This window comes from Streptomyces sp. NBC_01428, assembly GCF_036231965.1.
Taxonomy (GTDB): Bacteria; Actinomycetota; Actinomycetes; order Streptomycetales; family Streptomycetaceae; genus Streptomyces.
On record NZ_CP109499.1, the window covers coordinates 996,268 to 1,014,863 of the forward strand.

Genomic DNA, 18,596 nt, shown 5'->3' on the forward strand with positions numbered 1-18,596 from the left:
TGCCGCGTACTGCTGAGTGCCGGTCAGGGCGACACTCTCCGGCAGCCAGCCCCGTCGCCCATCGTGCGTCTGCTCTGGCTTGGAACCCCGCTGCCGAACCTCCCTGTGCGCGCGCCCGCAGCCGACGCCTTCACCGAGGTACTGCTCACTGCTTCCACTTGCTGCGTACTGCCCTTACCGGTACTGCCACCGCGAACCTCTGCGGTCCTGCTCGTGGTGGCCCCTGATCACTGCGGGCCGCCCGGTCCGGTCGTCAGTCCCGTCGCCGTCCTGCAACCAGCCTGGCTTCGAAACTCCACCACCGCACCGTCCTGCGTACTGCAACTGCGAACTACTGCCCGACAGTTCGTGCCTGCCGGGCCCTGCCGACTTCCTGGCTACGAGAGAAACCATAACCAGCGGATCAAGCAATGTCTACTCCAGCCACCATAGATTTTCGCTCGCTCGTCGGCGAGTTAATCGGTGGCTCGAACAGTGGTGGAGCGAGCAGGCAAGGCCTTCGCCTCCGGGTTGACGGTCCCCAGCCGGGGCACCCGACGTTGCACGCAGGAACGGGCAGGACGATCCACAGAGGGTGAACCCCGATGGACACGATGAGCAGCAACGCCACATCCCACCGCTTCACGCCGTCCATCGCCGGCGCACGCCGCACCACCCGCGAATTCCTCCACGGCCTGCCTCAACCCGTCGATGCCATGGCCGCCGACAGCGTGGTCCTGGTCGTCTCGGAACTCGTCACCAACGCCCTGCGGCACGGCGGAGGCACCTGCACCCTCGACCTGAACGCCCACCCGGACAGCATCGAGATCGCCGTGCACGATCACAGCCCCGAAGCGCCCCACACACGCACCCCCGACCTGACCGGCGCCACCGGCGGCTTCGGCTGGCCCATGGTCAACCGCCTCGCCCGCGCCACCGCCGTGACACATCCGGCAAAAGGCGGCAAAACCGTCAGCGCGCTCCTCTCCCGGTAACAAGGGAGTGCCGGCGCATCGCACCGGTCGCCGCACACTGAGGCCGGACATGGCATACGGCCGCCGGTCGGCCGGCGGCCGTATGCCTGGCGTGACGTCGCCCCCGCACCGTCCACGGCGCGAGCACTCCCCGCGGACAGAACCCGAAGGCGTAGAGAATCCGGGCCCGAAACCGCCCCAGGGGACGCACCGGGCTGCCGACCTCATGCGGGAGTCGAGGCGAGCCCGGCGATCAAGGACACCGCAGGCTCCCTCTGCCGCGGTGGATCAGCCTCAAGCACCACACCCGAACAGCATGGGGAGACTGCACCCCTCGACTACCCCTCATCCAGCCGCCGCCCCGCGATCAGCCGAACCAGCTAAGGCATCGACCCCGTACACCGCGGGCGGAGCACAGAAACGTCACAGGCCGCCAAGGACGCGGATACCACCATGCTCTCGCCCCTCAGGCCGCCCAGCACTACGCCTGACCCGCACCGAGCAACCGGACCGGCGGCACAGCAGCTCGGCGCGCCCACGGGCACGCTCAGCACTCTTGGCTCTGAGAATCCGATCAGCAGCAGCCCAGGAGCACGCCGGGCCCTTACGGCACCTGCCTGCGATTCCCGTCAGTCGGGGTCCTTTGCTGGGGCCTCAGCCTCTGGCAGCGCCGGATAGTCGGTCGGGTAGAGCCCGGCAGCGAAGCCGTACACCACATCGCCTCCGCGGGGCAGTTGCGCATAATCATTGGCGAGTTCCAGGACAGGTCGAGCTTGTAGGGCACGTCGTCGGAGCCCGTGGAGCCGGTGGACGGGGTCTTGCCCGAGGCGGCGTGGGCGGCCTCGCGCACCTTCGCGACGTCCGCGCGGTGGTCGGCAGGACCGTCGGCCTGCGCGGCCGGCACGGCGAGGGCGGAGAGGGGTGGCTCCGGTGTCAGGTAATGCAGTTACTGCGGACGTGGCGTAATCATCGCGAACCGGGCGCCCTGCGGGTCGGCAACCACGGCCATGCGGCCGCCCTTCACGACGGACGGCGGGACGAGGACGGTACCGCCGCTCCTGACCAGGGTGTCCAGGGCGGAGTCGACGTCGTCGACCGCGAAGGACGTCTGCCAGTGGGCCGGGGTGCCCGGCGGGTCGTTGGCAAGGAGGGTGACGCCGCCGACGATCCGGTCGCCGACCCGCAGCGCCCAGTGGGACTCCGACCCGTCCCGCGGCTTGATGTCGATGCCGAACACCTTGCCGTAGAAGGCGGTCGCGGCGGGCACGTCACTGGTGCGCAGCTCGTTCCAGGTCATCGCGCCGGCCTCGTTGACCACCTGTGCACCGGAGAACTTGCCCGGCTCCCAGACGCCGAACGTCGCGCCTTGCGGGTCGGTGGCGATGAGCATCCGGCCGCGGTCACCGGCGTTGTCCATCACCGGGGCGAGAACGGTACCGCCGGCCGCGATGATCGCGTCCTGGGTGGCCTGGGCATCGGTGCTGGCCAGGTAGCCGGTCCACCCGGTCGCCAGCTCCGGGCTCCCTCCGGGGGCCGTCGCCTGGCTGATGCCGGCCACGGCCTTCCCGTTCAGCTCGCAGACCGCGTACCCGCCGAGGTCAGCCGGGTCCGGCTTGCCGTGCCAGTCGAAGAGGTCGCGGTAGAAGTCCAGCATGGCCTGCTGGTCCTTCGCCATCAGGTCGACCCAGCAGGGCGTACCGGTCGCATACGGGGCGGTGACTTCAGGCATCTCTCGCTCGCTCTCCATGAGGTCCGACAGCCACCGCACGGCACGACCTGCGCTCCCGCCGCCTTCCCGGCGGTCAGGACGGCAGCAACCGGCCGCACGCAGGCATCGGCGGTGATCACTCCGGAACAACGAACCACCCCGCTGACGGACACCCCTGACCCCTGATCACCTCAGGCCGGGCGCGCTTGATCTCGTCGATCGCGAAGGGCGTTCCCCGGGCCCAGACTTTGCGGGCGGCCGTGTTCATCCGCCGTCTGACGACACCCAGAGCTGTGGGAGCCGGCTTGCCGGTCAGCTCCGGGGAGATGTACTCAGCGATGACCCGACCCCCGGACACCGGGCGGACCCGGCTCCGAGTGCACCCGCCACACCACGCACCGTTCCTCCACTGTGTGCGGCGACTTCATCCAGGACCGCAGGATCTCCTCCGTCCAGGCCGGGTGGTCGTACCGGCTGGGCGGCTTCCGCACCACGTCCTCCGGAGGCCTCCTCGCGTACGTACGCGCACCCCTTCACCGCCGGGAGCCCCCCGACCGGCCGGGTGACGGGGTCGTCGTTCTCCCGCAGGGCCAAGGACTTGTCGGTGGTCGGATGCATCCGCCGCGGCGTCCCCGGGCCGGATCGGTCGACATGAACGGCCCGATCCGGTGGTTTTCCCCATTTTTCAGGCGTAGGCGGTGGTGTTCAGGGATCCTGTCGAGGTATCTCGCAAAACCACGGTAGGGAGATCCCAATGCGCCACCCCACCCGGAAAGCCTTCGCCGCTCTCATCGCCGCGGCCAGCCTCGCCCTCCCCCTCCTCACCCCCACACCCGCCTCGGCTGCCACCGCCACCAGCCGCTTCGCGAACTACCGCTACGGTGACTGCCTGCGCGAGACCTCCGAAACCGGCCTCAAAGGCGACCGCTGCACCACCGGACGCGGCAGCCTCCTGTGGCAGTGGAACGGCCGCCTCAACACCAGCACCACTCTTAAGAACAACTTCTGGGGCCGCTGCCTCGACAGCAATGACCGGGGCGACGTCTACCCCCTGCGCTGCAACGGCGGCTCCTACCAGAAGTGGCGCACGGTCCAACCCGCCCCCCGCAGCGCCATCATGCTCCAAAGCGTCGGCACGGGCCGCTGCCTCTACCAGCAGGACAACGGCTCCTACCGCACTGCCCGCTGCGACCGAGGCGTCCAGAACCAGCGCTTCACCGTCGGCTGAACGGATCTCTCGACCGCTTCAGGATGCCGCCGAGCGAGCAGCTCCCCTTGTGCCGTCGTGGCGCGTCTGGAGCTTGGTCCTATCGAGCGGTAGTGATGGCACTTGTCGACGAGTTCGGGAGGCGCTCCGAACCGCGGTCGGGTGATGTGGATCGCCGCCGCCGTTTCGCTCAACTCCGTTCGACCGCACATCCCATGGCTCACAACGGGCCGTGATCGATAGGCTGGGAAGGTCGAAACTGGGGAGGATCCGGCAGTGTCGTTGAGCTACTACGTGTACATCTCCGACAGCAAGGTCGACATGCTGTTGCCGCAGATCAACCCCGGGTTCGGGGCCAAGCGTCAGACGGAGGTGGGCGTGAACCTCTCCGTGCTGTCGGCGAAGCGCACCACCGAGGGCCGGCCGAACGACCGGATCACTCGTCTCGAGGCGGTCGTGCGGTACCTCCGCGACCACGGTGACCTCGGCACAGTGGACGCACCGGGCCAGTACTTCTGGGGCTCGCTGCGGATGCGCTGGGGCTCGTTCCGCGACGACCCCGCGTCCTCCCTGGTGTTCTTCGGCGGGCGCAGCGAGGACACCGTCGTCGCCCTGGGCGGCTCGTACCGGCACGTGTACGACTACGTGCCGGACGCGGAGGCCCACGGTGTGGGGCGCTCGATGATGTCCTCCATGCTCGACGGCCTCGGGATCACCTCCGACCTGGAGGACGAGTACGTCGCCGACGCGGTGGACGGTGACCTCGACCGCGTCGATCGCGCGGCACTGGGCCGCGTTGAACGGGCCGTTGCGCGACTGCGCTGGCCGGCGCAGAACGTCGAGTTCGTGGCGAAGCGGCTGCTGCACGGCGAAAGCCCGGACGGCAGCGGCACGTCGGTGCTGCTCGGAACACCCCTGTACGCCGCCGTGGTGGACTGACGCCGATGGCCACCTGGCGCCGCGGCGACGTCATCCTGGACCTGTACGAGGTCCTGGGTGTGGTGCGCACCGGCGGCCTCGGACTGGTGCACCGGGTCCACCACCGCGGCTGGGACATCGACCTCGCGGTGAAGACCCCGCGCCCGGCCGTCGTCCGCTCGCCCGACGGAATAGGGGATTTCGAGCGGGAGGCGGAGGTGTGGGTGGGGCTGGGCCTGCACCCGCACATCGCCAACTGCGCCTACGTGCGCACCCTGGAGGGCGTGCCCAGGGTCTTCGCCGAGTGGGCCGACGGCGGCAGCCTCGCGGAAGCCGTCCGTGACCGGACCCTGTACGGCGACAATCCGCTCGCGACGCTGCTGGACGTTGCGATCCAGTCCGCCTGGGGCCTGGACCACGCGCACGAGAACGACGTCGTGCACCAGGACGTCAAGCCCGCCAACGTGATGCTGACCCGGGACGGCACGGTCAAGGTCACCGACTTCGGTCTGGCCCGGGCCCGCGCGGCCGGGGACGCGGAGCCGTTCGTCAACCGGGGCGGCCTGGACCCCGCCTACTGCTCGCCCGAGCAGGCACGGTCACCGTCCGGGCTCACCCCGGCCACGGACGTCTGGTCCTGGGCGGTCACCGTGTTCGAAATGCTCCTGGGCAGGCCGCCGGTGCGGGACGGGACCACTGCGGGCGACGCCTTCGAGGACTACACCCGGTCCCGGACGCCGGGCGCGATCCGGCGGGTGCCGGTCGAGATGCTGGACGTACTGCGCGAGTGCTTCGCGAAGGACCCCGCCGCACGCCCGTCCCGGCTCGGCCCGCTCGCCGAGCGGCTGGTCGAGGTGCACCGGCGCGAGGTCGGCCCCTATCCCCGCCGTGCCCCGTCCGCGGCCACCCTGCTCGCCGACAGCCTCTCCAACCACGCGCTGTCCATGCTGGACCTCGGCCGCCGCGACAACGCCGAGGAGCTGTGGACCCGCGCCCTGCGGGCGGATCCCCACCACCCGCACGCCCGCTACAACCGCGGACTGCACCGCTGGCGGACGGGTGTGATCACCGACGCGGAACTGGTGGACGAGCTGGAATCCGTGCGGTTCGGCGACCCCGACGACGGCACGTACCTGCTCGCGCTGGTGCACCGTGAGCGGGGCGACGCGCCTGCCGCGGCCGAACTGCTGCGGGACGCGTCCGCACGGATGCCCCACGACCAGCAGATCGGCGCCGCCCTCGCCTCGGTGCGGGACGCGCCCGCCCCGGCCCAGTCCGTGCTGCCCGGGGAACACGACGACTGGATCACCGCCCTCGCCCTGACCCCGGACGGCACGACCGGAATCTCGGCGGACGGTTCTGGCGGGCTGCGGATCTGGGACCTGGCCACAGAGGAGTGCCGCCAGGAACTGCGGCTGGAGAACTACCGCGCCTCGACACTCGCCGTCCGCGACGACGGACGTGTCCTGGTCGTCGGCGGGGGCACCGGGCGCGCGCTGGTGCTCGACCTCGAGGCCGCCACCGGGTTCGAGCTCCCCGGCCACCCCAGCTGGGTACTCGCGGTCGCGCTGACGCAGGATCAGCGGCACGCGGTCACCAGCGGGTACGAGGGAGAGGTCGTCACCTGGGACCTGGAGACCGGCGAACCCGTGGAGGTCCGGCAGTTCGAGAGCAAGGCCGACTTCCTGGGCGCCCGGGGCACCCTGTGCTGCACCGTCGACCACACACGCCGGACGAGCTCAGTGCACGACGTCCGCACGGGCGCACTGGTCCACCGGATCGACCACGCCTGCCTGAGCGTGCGGTTCACCGACGACGGCCGACTCGTCGCGGTCACCGGCGGAAGCATCCACACACGACTGGTCGACCTCGGCTCCGGTGATGCCCCACGGGTACTCAAGACCGGATACGGCCCGACAGCCCTGAACAGGGACGGCACGGTCGCCTTCTCCAGCGGCGGACGCACCGAGCCCTCACGGGTGTGGGAGCTCACCACGGGCCGCTGCCGCCTCTCCCTGGAGGCCACACCCGACACCAAGGAGGTCGCGCTGAGCGCGACCGGGCACCGCGCGCTCACCGCCGAAGGCAAGACCGTGCGCGCATGGCACCTGCCGCCCGCCGGACCATCGGCCCCCTGGAGCTACGTCCGCCCCCACCAGGCCGGGGACGTCACCGCCGCGGCCACCCGAGCAGCCGAACTGCTGGACCACGCGGCCACGCACGGCGCAGCCGGACGGCTGGAGGAAGCGGCCGAACTGATCCGCACCGCCCGCGCACTGCCCGGCCACCGGCGCCACACCGAGCCCGTCCGCCTGTGGCGCCGACTCGGTGCCCTCGGCCGCCGTACCGCACTCGTCGACGCCTGGTCCGCGGGCCGGATCGCCCCCGACGCCGACCGGTCCTGGGCCCTGGAACTCAGCGGGCGCAGCCCCACCGCGCTCGCCCGCGCAGGGAACTCCGAAGCCTGGGTCTTCGACGTGGAGACCGGGCAACTGCTGCACACGCTCAGCCTGCACACCGGCCACCTCAGTGCCCTGGCGATGACCGCCGACGGCCGGCTCGCGGTGTCCGGGGGCGAGGACGGCCGGGTCATCGCCTGGCAGCCCCGCGACAGGCGCATCGTCCAGCTGTTCACCAGCCCCCGCGACCACGTCTACTACGTCGCGGTCAGCGAGGACGGCCACGTGGCCCTCTCCGGGACCGCCGACGGCGTCGTCGCCGCCTGGGACATCCCCAGCGGCCGGTCCCTCGGACGCTGGGAGGCCCACCCCGGAGCCGTGCTGGACGTGGCCGTCAGCGACGACCACCGTTACGGGCTCTCCCGCGGCCAGGACGCCACCGTGAAGATCTGGGACCTGCGCACAGGCGAACTGCGCTGGGTGCTGGGCGGGCACGAGGAGTGGATCGGCGCCGCACGGCTGAGTCAGGACGGCCGCTACGTCGTCACCGGCGGCTCCGACGCGACCGTACGCGTCTGGCGGACCGCCGACGGACAGTGCGAGGCGGTGCTCACCGGACACACCGATGCCGTGGTCGACGTTCTGGTCGGCGCCGACGGCCGGCACCTGCTGTCCTGTTCCACCGACGGCACCGTCCGGCGGTGGGACGTCGCCGCCGCCCGCTGCGTCCATGTGCTCACCGGACACACCGCCGCCGTGCGCAGCCTCGCCGTCACGCCGGACTTCCGGCTCGCGGCGTCAGGCGGCGAGGACCGCCAAGCACGGCTGTGGGACCTGACGACCGGCCGGGAACTGCGGGCCTTCACCGGATTCTCCGACGCCGTCACTGATGTCGCGCTGGCCCCCGACGGCGCCCTGCTCCTGGCCGGCGACGAAGGCGGCCGCCTGCTGACCTGGGCCCTGGACTGGGAGTACGACTTCGGCTCGGCGACCGGCGCCCTATGCGCGGAGTCCGAGCCCGTGATCGAGGAGCTGCGGGCCGAGGTCGCGGTCGAGCTGCCGTCCCGTGACGACAGCCGCCCGGCACTCATCGAGGCGATGGCACGCATCGGCGAGCGGCAGCGGCGCGCTGTCACCCGCACCCTGGAACTCGCCGCCGAACTGGACAAGGTTCCCTCCCGCAACGACACGGGCTACCGCCTCTACATGCACTCCGTGGCCAAGGACCTGGCGAGCCGGGAGCCCGACGACACCCCGGGCACGGCCGAGGCGCTCACGCTGCTGCTGAGACCGGAGGGCGAACTCAACCGGTCCGAGTCCTTCTGGGCCAACCACTTCGCCCACCAACTCCAGGACGACCTCGTCACGCTTGCCGAGGCAGCCCCCCTCCTGCACAGCGAGGGCGATCCGGTCGCGGCCGAGCGGACCTGGCAGCTCGTCGTCGACGTGCGCTCCCACCTGTGGGACGCCGGGCACGTCGAGACCCAGCGCGCGATGCTCGGCTGGGCCTCGGTCCTGATCGATCTGCGCCGCCAGACGGAGGCCCTGGCCCTGATCCGGGCGGTGACCGCGGAACGCGAACGGGACCTGGGACCGGACCATCCGGCCACCCTGGAGGCGATCGCGGCACTCGCGCCCCTGCTCACCGACAAGGGCGAACTGGACGAGGCCGAGCGGATGTACGACATGCTGGTGCCCCAGCTCGTGAGGCGCCTCGGCCCGGACGCCCTCCAGACCCTGGAGGCCCGGGTGGGACTGGCCCGTGTGCACCGTCGGCTCGGACGGCACCGTGACGCGGCGCAGGCCCTGCGCGAAGTGCTGGCGAAACGGCGGCTGCGTCTGGGCGAGCACCACAGGGACACCCTCGCCGTCCAGGCCGAACTGGACAGTCTGCCCGGGCCGGTAACGCCCGGGCCGACACGGAGGGGATGGAGGAGACGGCGATGATTCCGGACCGGTCCAGCATCGGCGCCCTGATCACCGGCAAGGCGTTCATGGCGGAGGTCGGGGCGTACTTTCCCGTGAGCATGGCCTTGCGCGGTGATGCGTTCGAGGCCGTGTTCATGATGCGGGAGGGCGACCTCGGGCACCGCACCAGCGGGCCCTACTCGCCGGAGCGGCTCCCGTCCGACGCGATGGGCTGGGCCCAACTGCGGACGGGGATGGGCATGGCGGGCTACTTCCCCTCCTTCCGGATCGAGGCCGGCGGGCACTGGCCGCGTATCCACATCGCGTTGTCGGGCACCTCCGTCCGCGGCCTGATCGTGATGCCGGAAGAGGTGACCGCGGAGGCCGTGAACGCGCCCTACCTCGGCAAGTGGCAGGACCAGATCTCCTCCGACGTGCGGATCGGGCTGGACTACCTCGCCAATTGGCTGGGTTCCTGTCACCACGAGGCGGGCAGCACGGCACCGTCGATCGACCTCGATCTGGTCTACCGGCCGTTCGACTACGAGGCGAGTCTCGCCAGATACGACCAGCGGATGCGCGAACTCATCCCCCCGGTGCGCCCGGTCCTCGAACTGCGTTGGCGCTCGGCGACCCCGGCCCAGCGCAGGGCCTTCGTGAAGAACCTGAAGGGGGCCCGGAAGAGCGGCTCCCGGTTCGACCCGCGCTGGAACTACCGTCTCGGCGGCATCGAGGTGGAAGTACCGCGCTGACACGGCGCTACACACTCCCGGCCTTCGGCACCGGCACCCGCACCACCGCCCTGTGCCCGGGCGAGGTCCAGCGGTGGCGGCTGGTGGCCGCGACTGCTTTCACCGCGCTGCGGCTCACGGTTGTCGAACACAGGTCGTGCAGGCAGCCGGGCAGGTCCCGGTAGCCGCTAGAGCACCGACCGCCGCCCTTCATCTGGGCTGACCCAGGGCGGGCAGGGCCGCCACCACATCGATCTCCACGAGTATGTCCATCAGGTCCGACCCCACCGTGGTGCGTACCGGGCGGGCCTCGCCGAAGAACTCACGGTAGGCAGCGTCATAGGCGTGGAAGTCGCGCTTCAGATGCTGAAGGTGTGTCGTCACCTTCACCACGTCACGCATGGTCAGTCCCTCCTCGGCGAGCACGGCGCCGATGTTGCGCAGCACCTGTGTGGTCTGAGCGGCTACGCCGTGCGCCACCTCGCCTGTTGCCGGGTTCTGTGGACCGAAGCCGGAGGTGAACAGGAACCCGCCGGCGATCACGCCCTGGGAGTAGGCACCTGCGGGGGCGGGGGCGTCGAGGGTGTGTACGGTGCGCTCGTTCATCCCGTCAGGTCTCCGTCGCGCTCGTTCACCGCGGCGTAGTGCCGGAGTTTGTCCTCATCCACGCTCACACCCAGACCGGGTCCCGTCGGCACCCGCAGTCGGCCGTTCTGCAGGTGCAACGGATCGATGATGTCGTCCGCGTGGAGGTAGTACATGCTGTCGATGGCGCGTGACAGGACAGGCGTGCTGGCCACGACGGCGAGGTGAGCTGCTGTGGCGATCCCGAGCTCGCCCCCGCTGTGCAGGTTCATACCCAGGCCGAAGGTCTCGCAGTGCGCGGCGAGCGCCTTGGTCGCCGCGATGCCGCCCCACTTGTAGACGTCTCCGTGGATGACGTCGACCGCGTTCAGGCGCATGGCGGGAGCGAACTCCTCAAAGCGGACCACGCACATGTTGGTGCACAAGGGGATGCGGATCTTCGCCTTGACCTGGCTCATGCCTTCGATGCCGACGCAGGGATCCTCCAGGTACTCCAGGTCGATTTCCTCCAGGGCTATGCCGGCGCGGATGGAGTCGGGCACGGACCATGCCGCGTTCGGATCGACGCGCAGATTCACGTCGGGCAGCGCGTCACGCACCGCGCGGAGGATGGCCACATCTCCCGTTGAATCCCTCGTGCCCTTGAGTTTCACGGCCTCGAAGCCGCCCTCGCCCACAACGCGTACGGCGTGCTCCGCCATCGCCCTGGGCAGTTGTGATCCCTGTGCCCCCGGGGCATCAGCCCGGGTGATGAGCGCGGTGATGGGAACCTCGTCGCGTACGGCGCCGCCCAGCAGATCGGTGATCGACTGGCCGGTGATCTTCCCCATCGCGTCCCAGCAGGCGACGTCGATCGCGGCGATGGCCGCATAGCCGAGGTATCCGTAGAAGAACGGCACCATGTGCTGCTTGCGGTGGAAACTCTCCAAGGCGAAGGGACTGGTGCCTATCAGGTCCGAGGCGATCGACTCGACGATCGCAGCGACCGGGCGGCCCCACATCGATTCGCCCCAGCCTTCGACACCGTCGTCGGTGCGAATGCGCACCACCGTGCGCGTTTCGCCCGTTTTTGTTTCGAATGAACTGGTGAAGGGGTTGACGAGGGGAAGGTTGACAACCCACACGTCGACGTCAGTGATCTTCATTTCTCTCTCCTTGCAACAGCGGGAAGACCGGCTTGCGGGACGGACCGTGCCTGGTCGCTCAGCGCGTCGCCTTGTCGAAGGCCTGGATCGCACGTGCCAGTCCGCGCGCCCGATCGTCAAGCAGCAGGTCACCCTGGGTGGCATCGGCGCCCGACGGATCGTCCGTGGACCCGCCGACGCGCTCCCATTCGCCGTGTCGTTCCACGGTCAGGCCGGGGTAGGGCGGGTTGTCGAACAGCGGCGGCGGCTCAATGTCGCCCCGCGCGGGCACAGGCGTCCGCACCAGATCAGGGCAGGCCGCCAGCATCAGTGAGGTCTCGAACCAGCCGGCATGTCCCGGAGTGACGTCCGGCCGCCCCGCCGCCTCCGCACCGGAGGTGAGGGTCCAGTACGAGCATGCGGCAACCGTGACCTGCGAACGCAGGGCGAACCGCTTCACGGCGAGCCGCATGATCTCGTCGTTGCCGCCGTGCCCGTTCACCACCATGATGCGGCGATATCCGCTGGTCACGAGCGAGTCCAGGACGTCGTCCAGCACCGCGCCCAGCGTCGCTGCGGACAGCGATACCGCGGCGGCGAACAGGTGGTGCGGACTGTGCCCGAAGGGCAGCACCGGCAACCGAACCACCTCGGCCGGAGAGGTGTCCTTGGCGAGCAGGTCCAGCGCGCGGTCCACAGCCGCCTCGACAAGGTGCGTGTCCGTCCCCATCGGCAGATGAGAGGCGTGCTGCTCCTGCGAGCCGATGGGCAGCAGAGCGATGCCCTCCTCGCCGGCCTGACGCACCTCTCGCCAGGTCAGTTCACTCAGTCTCGATTGGCTCACGGTGCTTCCTCTCCGAAACGCGGGCATGCCAGAGTCGGCGTATGGTCCTCAAACGTTCTCCGCTGCGCCTGGTCCCCGAACCCGTGTCGGAGGCGACCGTTCCCCGCGCACCGCAGCGGCTGGGCGCTGTCGAGCTGTTGCCCGGTCGGGTGAGGGCGGCCGTACTGTCCACGGCGGGCGGCATCCTGGGGCGCGCCCAGGTCTCGTACGACGCGGGCACCGCGACCCCTGACGACATCGACGCTGCGCTCGCCGGGGCGGCCGAGATCTTCGGAGATCATGAACTGCGTGGCGTCGGGGTTGCGGCGGCCGGGCTCGTCGATCCCCTGACCGGTCTGATACTGGAAGTGAACGACGTGCCAGGGTTGCACGGGTATCCGGTGACCGAGCGGCTCGGCGCGCTCACGGGCGCACGTGTGCGGGTGGAGCACCGCGCACGCCTCCAGGTGCTCGGCGACCGATGGTTCGGTGCCGGGCGTGGGCGGCGCACCTTCGCCTCGGTCTCGACGGGTGCGGTCCTTGGGGTAGGAGTGCTGTACGAAGGCGAGGTCATGGCCCCGCCCGGTGGCCGCAGCGGTGCGCACATGACGGTGTCGGCGAGCGGCGAACGGTGCACGTGCGGGAACCTCGGCTGCTGGAAGACCTTGGCCACCACAGGCTGGCTGCTTGCCCGGGCTCGCGCCGCCGGGCTGGGCACGGCCGCGTCCCTGGAGGAGCTGGTGGGCCACAGCGACGGGCTCGCCCGCGAGATCGTCGACGAGTACGCGCACAACCTCGCTCTGGGTCTGCTGAACGTGCAGCAGCTTTTCGCTCCTGGCCTGTTCATCCTGCATGGCGAGGCGCGCCAGGGTGGTGAGCGTTTCCGCAGCGTCGTCGAGCAACGCCTGCGCGACGGTGCGGCTTTCACCGGTGGCGAGCAGCCGCGGGTGCTGGTGAGTACGGCTGCCGTGGATGACATTGCCCTGCTGGGCGCAGCGGGTCTCGTGCTGTCGCACGCGTAGGGCTTGGGCGGTCATCGGCTCGTCTCCTTGAGCAAGGCGGCAGCCCCGGCAGTGCGCCGGCCCCGGCGTGGGTCGAGCACCGGCACCGCGTCGAGCAGTTGGCGCGTGTAGGGGTGCTGTGGTGTGCGCAGCACGGCCGCCGTGCTGCCGACTTCGACCAGACGCCCACGTCGCATCACCGCGACACGGTCGGCGACCTGGGCCACCACGGCAAGGTTGTGGGAGACGAAGACATAGGTGAGGCCGAGTCGTCGCTGGAGCTCGGCCAGGAGGTCCAGGACGGTCGCCTGCACGGAGACGTCCAGAGCACTGGTGGGTTCGTCGAGCACCAGCAGACGAGGGTCGAGCGCGATTGCCCGGGCGATGGAGATGCGCTGGCGCTGGCCTCCGGAGAATTCGTGCGGGTAGCGGTCCTGGACGCCGGCACTCAGGCCGACGGATTCCAGGAGTTCCCCGACGCGCTCTCTGACCTGGGCCCGGGCGCGCCGACCGCGCAGTGCGGGGTCATGGGTGACCAGGGGTTCGGCAACGATGTCGGACACGCGCATGCGGGGGTTCATGCTGGAGTAGGGGTCCTGGAGAACGACCTGCATCTGTCGGCGTACGGAACGCATTTCGGCTGCGGACAGGGCGGCGAGGTCCTGTCCGTCGAAGTGCACGCTGCCGGCGGTGGGTTCGAGGAGTTTCAGCAGCAGGCGGGTGAGGGTGGTCTTGCCGCAGCCGGACTCACCGACCAGGGCGAGCGTCTCGCCTTCGTGGACGCGGAGCGACACGTTGTCGACGGCCACGTTCACGGTCCTGGCGCCGAACTCCTTGCGCAGGTCGACGAGTTCGAGCAGGACGTTCCCGGCGGGGTCGATCGGCGCAGCGGTTTGGTGGGTCATGCCGCCTCCAGTCGTGGGGTGGCGGCGAGCAGCGTGCGGGTGTACTCGTCAGCCGGGTGGTCGAAGACATCGAGGACGGTGCCGGTTTCGACGACTCTGCCCTTGTTCATGACGGCGACGCGGTCAGCCGTCTCCGCCACGACGGCCAGGTCGTGGGTGATGAGCACAATCCCCATGTCGTGTTTGTGTTGAAGGGTGACGAGGAGGTCCAGGATCTGGCGCTGCACGGTGACGTCCAGCGCTGTCGTGGGCTCGTCGGCGATGAGGACTCGGGGGCGTGCCACCAGCGCCGTCGCGATCATCACGCGCTGGCGCAGGCCTCCGGAGAGTTCGTGCGGGTACTGGCGGTAGCGGAGGTCGGGGTCGGGGATGCCGACTTCGTCCAGCGCGGCCAGTGCGGCCTGCTTGACTTCGGCACGCGACATGTCGGTGTGGTGCCTGAGCACTTCGGCGACTTGTGCGCCGACGCGCTGGAGTGGGTCCAGGCATGTCATGGGGTCTTGGAAGACCATGGCAATGTCGCGGCCCCGGATCCGGCCGAGTTCCTTCTCCGGAAGCTTGAGCAGGTCACGTCCGTCGAGGAGGATCTCGCCACGGATGTATCGGCACGGTGGGCTCGGGTTGAGGCGCAGCACCGAGAGTGCCGTGGCCGACTTTCCGCTCCCCGACTCCCCCACCACGGCGAGGGTCTCGCCGGCGCTCACGTGAAGAGAGACGTCCTGTACGGCGTGCACGGTGGAGGTCTGCAGCTGGAAGTCGACGCTCAGGCCCTTGATCTCCAGGAGTGGTTGCCTTCCCGTCGGTGGGCGCTGGGTGGAGTTGGTGGTCGCTCGGTCCATGGTCATCGGCGGTAGGCCTTCGGGTCCGCGACGTCACGCAGTGCGTCGCCGGTGATGTTGATGGCGAGAGAGGTCAGCATCAGGGCGATGCCGGGGAAGACCGCGACCCACCAGGAGGTACCCAGGTAGAGCTGTCCGTCGGCCAGCATGGAGCCCCAGGTGACGGTCTCCTTGGGCACGCCCAGGCCGAGATAGCTCAAGGAGGCCTCGGCGACGATGGCGGCGGCGACGTGAAGGGTCCCGATGGTGAGCAGGGGCGCGACCACGTTGGGCAGGAGGTGGCGGCGCATGATGGTGGCGTCGGTGGCTCCGATCGCCCGGGCCTCGGTGATGAAGTCGCGTGTGCGCAGGGACATCACCTCGGACCGTACGACCCGAGCGTAGGAGACCCAGCCGGTGAACCCGAGCACCAGGATGACGGGCCACAGGCCCGAGCCGACGAAACCGACGATGGACAGGGCCAGGAGCAGCGAGGGAAAGGCGAGTTGCACGTCGGCGAGGCGCATGAGTGCCCGGTCGGCCCAGCCGCCGAAGTAGCCGGAGGCCAGCCCCACGAGCGTGCCGATGACGCCTGCGAGCAGGGCGGCGCCCGCGCCGACGAGCAGCGAGACACGAGTTCCGTAGATGACGCGGGAGAGCATGTCGCGGCCGAGCTGGTCGGTGCCCAGGAGATGGGCGGCGTGGCCTTCCCCGCTCCAGGCGGGGGGCTGCAGGCGCTGGAGGAGGTCCTGTGCGTTGGGGTCGTAGGGGGCGATGAGCGGTGCGAACAGCGCGGCGACGAGCAGGAGGGTGAGGACGCTCAGCGCGAGGACTGCGGACCTGTTGCGTCGTAGCGCTGTGAGGGCGAGGGACCCGGATCCGCCGGCCTGCACGGCGTCGCGGGTCTCGGTGCCGGCGGGAGCTGAGGTAGTGGTCATCGTGACGTCCTCACCCTCGGGTCGAGGAAGCTGTAGGAGATGTCGACCAGCAGGTTGACCACGACGAAGGTGGTGGCGAAGAAGAGGACCGTGGCCTGGACCAGTGGGAAGTCGCGGTTGGATATCGCTTCGATGGTCAGCTGTCCGACTCCGGGCCAGGAGAAGACTCGTTCGGTGAGGATCGCTCCGCCGAGCAGGCTTCCCACCTCCAGACCGACCACGGTCACCACGGGCAGTGAGGCGTTGCGCAGTCCGTGGGTGAGGACCACCTTGAGCGGTCCGAATCCCTTGGCCCGGGCACTGCGGATGTGGTCCGAGGTCAGGACGTCGATGAGCGAGGAACGCAGCAGACGCGCGACGACGGCGACGGAGTAGACGGCGAGTGTGACGGCGGGCAGGACCAGATTGGCGAGGTGGCCGTATCCGGAGGCGGGAAGGGCGTGAAGCCAGACCGCGAAGACCAGGATGAGGAGGATGCCGACCCAGAACGGCGGGGTCGACTGGCCCAGCAGGACGCCCGTCATCACGGTTTTGTCGGAGCCGCGGCCGCGCCTCATCGCGGCGAACACTCCCGCCGGGATGGCGATGACGAGGGTGACGGCCAGGGCCGCGCCGGCCAGTTCGAGGGTGGCGGGCAGCCGGTCGGCGAGGATCTCCCGGACGGGCTGCCCGTAGACGAGGGAGTCGCCGAAGTCGAAGCGGGGCAGCCCCCAGAGGTAGTCGGCGTATTGCGTCAGCAACGGCCGGTCGAGTCCGAGGGAGGCGCGCAGCGCGCTCTCCTGTTGGGCTGTGGCGTCCGGCGGAAGAAGTATCTTCACGGGGTCGCCGGAGAGCCTGACGAGGAAGAAGGCCACGGTCGCCGTGCACAGCAGGACGAACAGAGCCGTCAGGAGCCGTTTGAGAATCGTGCGCAGGAGGCGTGCCCGGTGACCGCCGCGCGGTGGAGTCTGTGTGCGGGTCGGCGGTTCGTCGAGGGTGACTTCGCTCATTGCGAGACCTCCGCGCTCTGCATCGCGAGAACGCCTGCGGATCCGGGCTTCCAGTGAGGCCGGTCGTTGCGGGCGAAGATGTTGTCGAGCTGGTAGAGGAAGACGAAAGGGGCTTCCTCGCGCATCAGCCGCTGCAGATCGGAGAAGGCCTGCTCGCGCCGTGCGGGATCCTCGGAGAGCTCTTCGACGTCGATGAGGCGGTCGGCTTCCTTGGAATGCCAGCGGCTCTGGCGTCGGTCGCTGCGCACGTTGGACTGGACGATGCTCTGTCCGTCCATCGTCCAGACGGTGCTGGCCGCGAGATACAGGGGACCGAGTGCTCCCCGGTTGTCCGACGTCAGCCGAGCCGCGTACGTGCCGGGGTCGAGGAGGTTGACGGGCGCGTGGACTCCCGCCTTGGCCAGGAGCCCCGAGAGCGCTTCGGCGACGTTGGAGTCGACGTTGGACGCGGTGAGTGTGGTGGTGAAGCCGTGCGGGTAGCCGGCCTCGGCCATCAGGGCGCGGGCCCTGTCCACCGAGCGAGTGAACGGTCTGACCGTCGGGTCGAAGCCGAACGCACCTCGCGGCACGAGCGCAGGAGTCTCCGTGGCTTTACCCCCGAGGACGGCCTTGATCAGCAGGGGTACGTCGATCGCGTGGTTGAGTGCCTGACGGACGCGGCGATCCTGAAGCGGTCCCTTTTCCAGCGTGTTCAGGGACAGATACGACGTGCGGATGCCTGTGTGGCCGTCCAGCCGAACGCCGGAATAGCCCTGAAGCTGCTGCGCGGCGTCCGGCGTGAGGCCGGCGACGAGGTCGACGCCTCCGCTCTGGAGGGAGGCCAGAGAGGACGAGGCGTTGGGAGCGGGGCTGAAGACGAGGCCGTCGAGGCTCGGCGGACCCTGCCAGTGGTCGCGGTAGGCACGCATGCGCAGTTCGTGGTCCCGCTGCCAGCTGACGAAGGTGAAGGGACCCGTGCCGACGGGGCGCCGGGCGAAGCCGTCGTCGCCCACCTCCGACAGATAGCGCGGCGGGACGACCACCCCGCCGAACAGGGAGAGTTTGGCGGGCAGGATCGGGTCGTGCAGCGTGGTGTGGACGTCGAGCGTGAGCGGGTCGATCACGGTCACGTCTTCGACGTAGCGCAGTTCGACGATCGGTGACTTGGTGGCGGGCGCCAGCAGCCGTTTGATGCTGAAGGCGACAGCGTGCGCGTCGCACGGCTCGCCGTTGTGAAACCTCACGTCGGGGCGGAGCGTGAAGCGCCAGGTCCGCTTGCTGGTGGCCTTCCAGGAGACGGCGAGTCTGGGATGCAGCTGGTTGTCCCTGCCCCGCGTGGTGAGGGTGTCGAACATGTTGATCAGGACGTTCATCGAGACCATGTCGCCCTGCTTCTGCGGATCCAGCGTCTTGGGGTCTCCGGGCTGAGAGACGCGCAGGACGTTGCCGGCTCCGTTCGCGGACGCCGTGGTGCCGCACGCGCTGAGCAGCGCCGGGGCGCCGAGGGCCCCAAGCATCAGGCCGCCGGCCCGCAGGACATCGCGTCGCGCGGGACGGCTGCCGTCCCTGGTGCGCCCTCGAGGACTGCGTTCCATCGAGCAGCACCTCCG

Annotated in this window: 15 protein-coding genes; 6 read left to right on the forward strand and 9 right to left on the reverse strand. The window is 69.8% G+C overall.

The genetic code is table 11. The annotated features are described in order from the left end of the window. Window positions 1-584: 584 nt before the first annotated feature. Entirely contained in the window at window positions 585-974 is a 390-nt protein-coding gene (locus OG406_RS04415) for an ATP-binding protein (RefSeq protein WP_329184096.1), read from the forward strand. Between the two features lie 925 nt (window positions 975-1,899). On the opposite strand, the gene OG406_RS04420 is transcribed toward OG406_RS04415, so the two are convergent. Continuing rightward, window positions 1,900-2,682 (reverse strand): VOC family protein, encoded by a 783-nt coding sequence (locus tag OG406_RS04420; RefSeq protein ID WP_329184097.1) that lies wholly within the window; start codon window positions 2,680-2,682, stop codon window positions 1,900-1,902. 733 nt (window positions 2,683-3,415) lie between these two features. On the opposite strand from OG406_RS04420, the gene OG406_RS04425 reads away from it, so the two are divergent. From OG406_RS04425 to OG406_RS04440, 4 genes are all read left to right on the forward strand, one after another. Next, window positions 3,416-3,889 carry an RICIN domain-containing protein gene (locus OG406_RS04425; RefSeq protein WP_329184099.1) on the forward strand — a complete coding sequence of 158 codons (474 nt, stop codon included), beginning with the start codon at window positions 3,416-3,418 and terminating at the stop codon, window positions 3,887-3,889. A gap of 255 nt (window positions 3,890-4,144) precedes the next feature. After that, on the forward strand, window positions 4,145-4,807 hold the full coding sequence (locus OG406_RS04430; protein ID WP_329184101.1) for a DUF7019 family protein: 663 nt from the start codon (window positions 4,145-4,147) through the stop codon (window positions 4,805-4,807). A gap of 5 nt (window positions 4,808-4,812) precedes the next feature. Continuing rightward, entirely contained in the window at window positions 4,813-9,132 is a 4,320-nt protein-coding gene (locus OG406_RS04435) for a protein kinase domain-containing protein (protein ID WP_329184104.1), read from the forward strand. Beyond that, window positions 9,129-9,845, forward strand: coding sequence for a hypothetical protein (locus OG406_RS04440; RefSeq protein ID WP_329184105.1), 717 nt, complete (start codon window positions 9,129-9,131; stop codon window positions 9,843-9,845). The genes OG406_RS04435 and OG406_RS04440 overlap by 4 nt, the downstream gene beginning before the upstream one ends. Before the next feature lie 189 nt (window positions 9,846-10,034). Here OG406_RS04440 and OG406_RS04445 read toward each other — a convergent pair whose 3' ends face one another. The 3 genes from OG406_RS04445 to OG406_RS04455 are packed head-to-tail and all read right to left on the reverse strand — an operon-like array spanning window position 10,035 to window position 12,377. Continuing rightward, complete coding sequence (locus OG406_RS04445; protein ID WP_267049463.1) at window positions 10,035-10,430, reverse strand: RidA family protein; 396 nt, start codon at window positions 10,428-10,430, stop codon at window positions 10,035-10,037. Further along, entirely contained in the window at window positions 10,427-11,554 is a 1,128-nt protein-coding gene (locus OG406_RS04450; RefSeq protein ID WP_329184108.1) for a mandelate racemase/muconate lactonizing enzyme family protein, read from the reverse strand. Before OG406_RS04450 ends, OG406_RS04445 begins: the two co-directional genes overlap by 4 nt. A gap of 58 nt (window positions 11,555-11,612) precedes the next feature. Further along, window positions 11,613-12,377: a creatininase family protein gene (locus OG406_RS04455; protein ID WP_329184109.1), complete on the reverse strand. Its 765-nt coding sequence runs from the start codon at window positions 12,375-12,377 to the stop codon at window positions 11,613-11,615. Window positions 12,378-12,418: 41 nt separating this feature from the next. Here OG406_RS04455 and OG406_RS04460 point away from each other — a divergent pair, with 41 nt between their 5' ends. Next, a complete protein-coding gene (locus OG406_RS04460) occupies window positions 12,419-13,378 on the forward strand; it encodes an ROK family protein (protein ID WP_404129773.1) in 960 nt (319 codons plus the stop codon). A gap of 11 nt (window positions 13,379-13,389) precedes the next feature. Here OG406_RS04460 and OG406_RS04465 read toward each other — a convergent pair whose 3' ends face one another. Genes OG406_RS04465 through OG406_RS04485 form a run of 5 tightly spaced genes read right to left on the reverse strand, consistent with a single transcriptional unit; the run spans window position 13,390 to window position 18,581 of the window. Continuing rightward, a complete protein-coding gene (locus OG406_RS04465) occupies window positions 13,390-14,262 on the reverse strand; it encodes an ATP-binding cassette domain-containing protein (protein WP_329184111.1) in 873 nt (290 codons plus the stop codon). Further along, a complete protein-coding gene (locus tag OG406_RS04470; RefSeq protein WP_329184113.1) occupies window positions 14,259-15,107 on the reverse strand; it encodes an ABC transporter ATP-binding protein in 849 nt (282 codons plus the stop codon). Before OG406_RS04470 ends, OG406_RS04465 begins: the two co-directional genes overlap by 4 nt. Continuing rightward, on the reverse strand, window positions 15,104-16,018 hold the full coding sequence (locus OG406_RS04475; RefSeq protein WP_329184115.1) for an ABC transporter permease: 915 nt from the start codon (window positions 16,016-16,018) through the stop codon (window positions 15,104-15,106). Before OG406_RS04475 ends, OG406_RS04470 begins: the two co-directional genes overlap by 4 nt. Next, entirely contained in the window at window positions 16,015-17,007 is a 993-nt protein-coding gene (locus OG406_RS04480) for an ABC transporter permease (protein ID WP_329184117.1), read from the reverse strand. The genes OG406_RS04475 and OG406_RS04480 overlap by 4 nt, the downstream gene beginning before the upstream one ends. Continuing rightward, window positions 17,004-18,581 carry an ABC transporter substrate-binding protein gene (locus OG406_RS04485; protein ID WP_329184119.1) on the reverse strand — a complete coding sequence of 526 codons (1,578 nt, stop codon included), beginning with the start codon at window positions 18,579-18,581 and terminating at the stop codon, window positions 17,004-17,006. Before OG406_RS04485 ends, OG406_RS04480 begins: the two co-directional genes overlap by 4 nt. Between the last annotated feature and the right edge of the window lie 15 nt (window positions 18,582-18,596).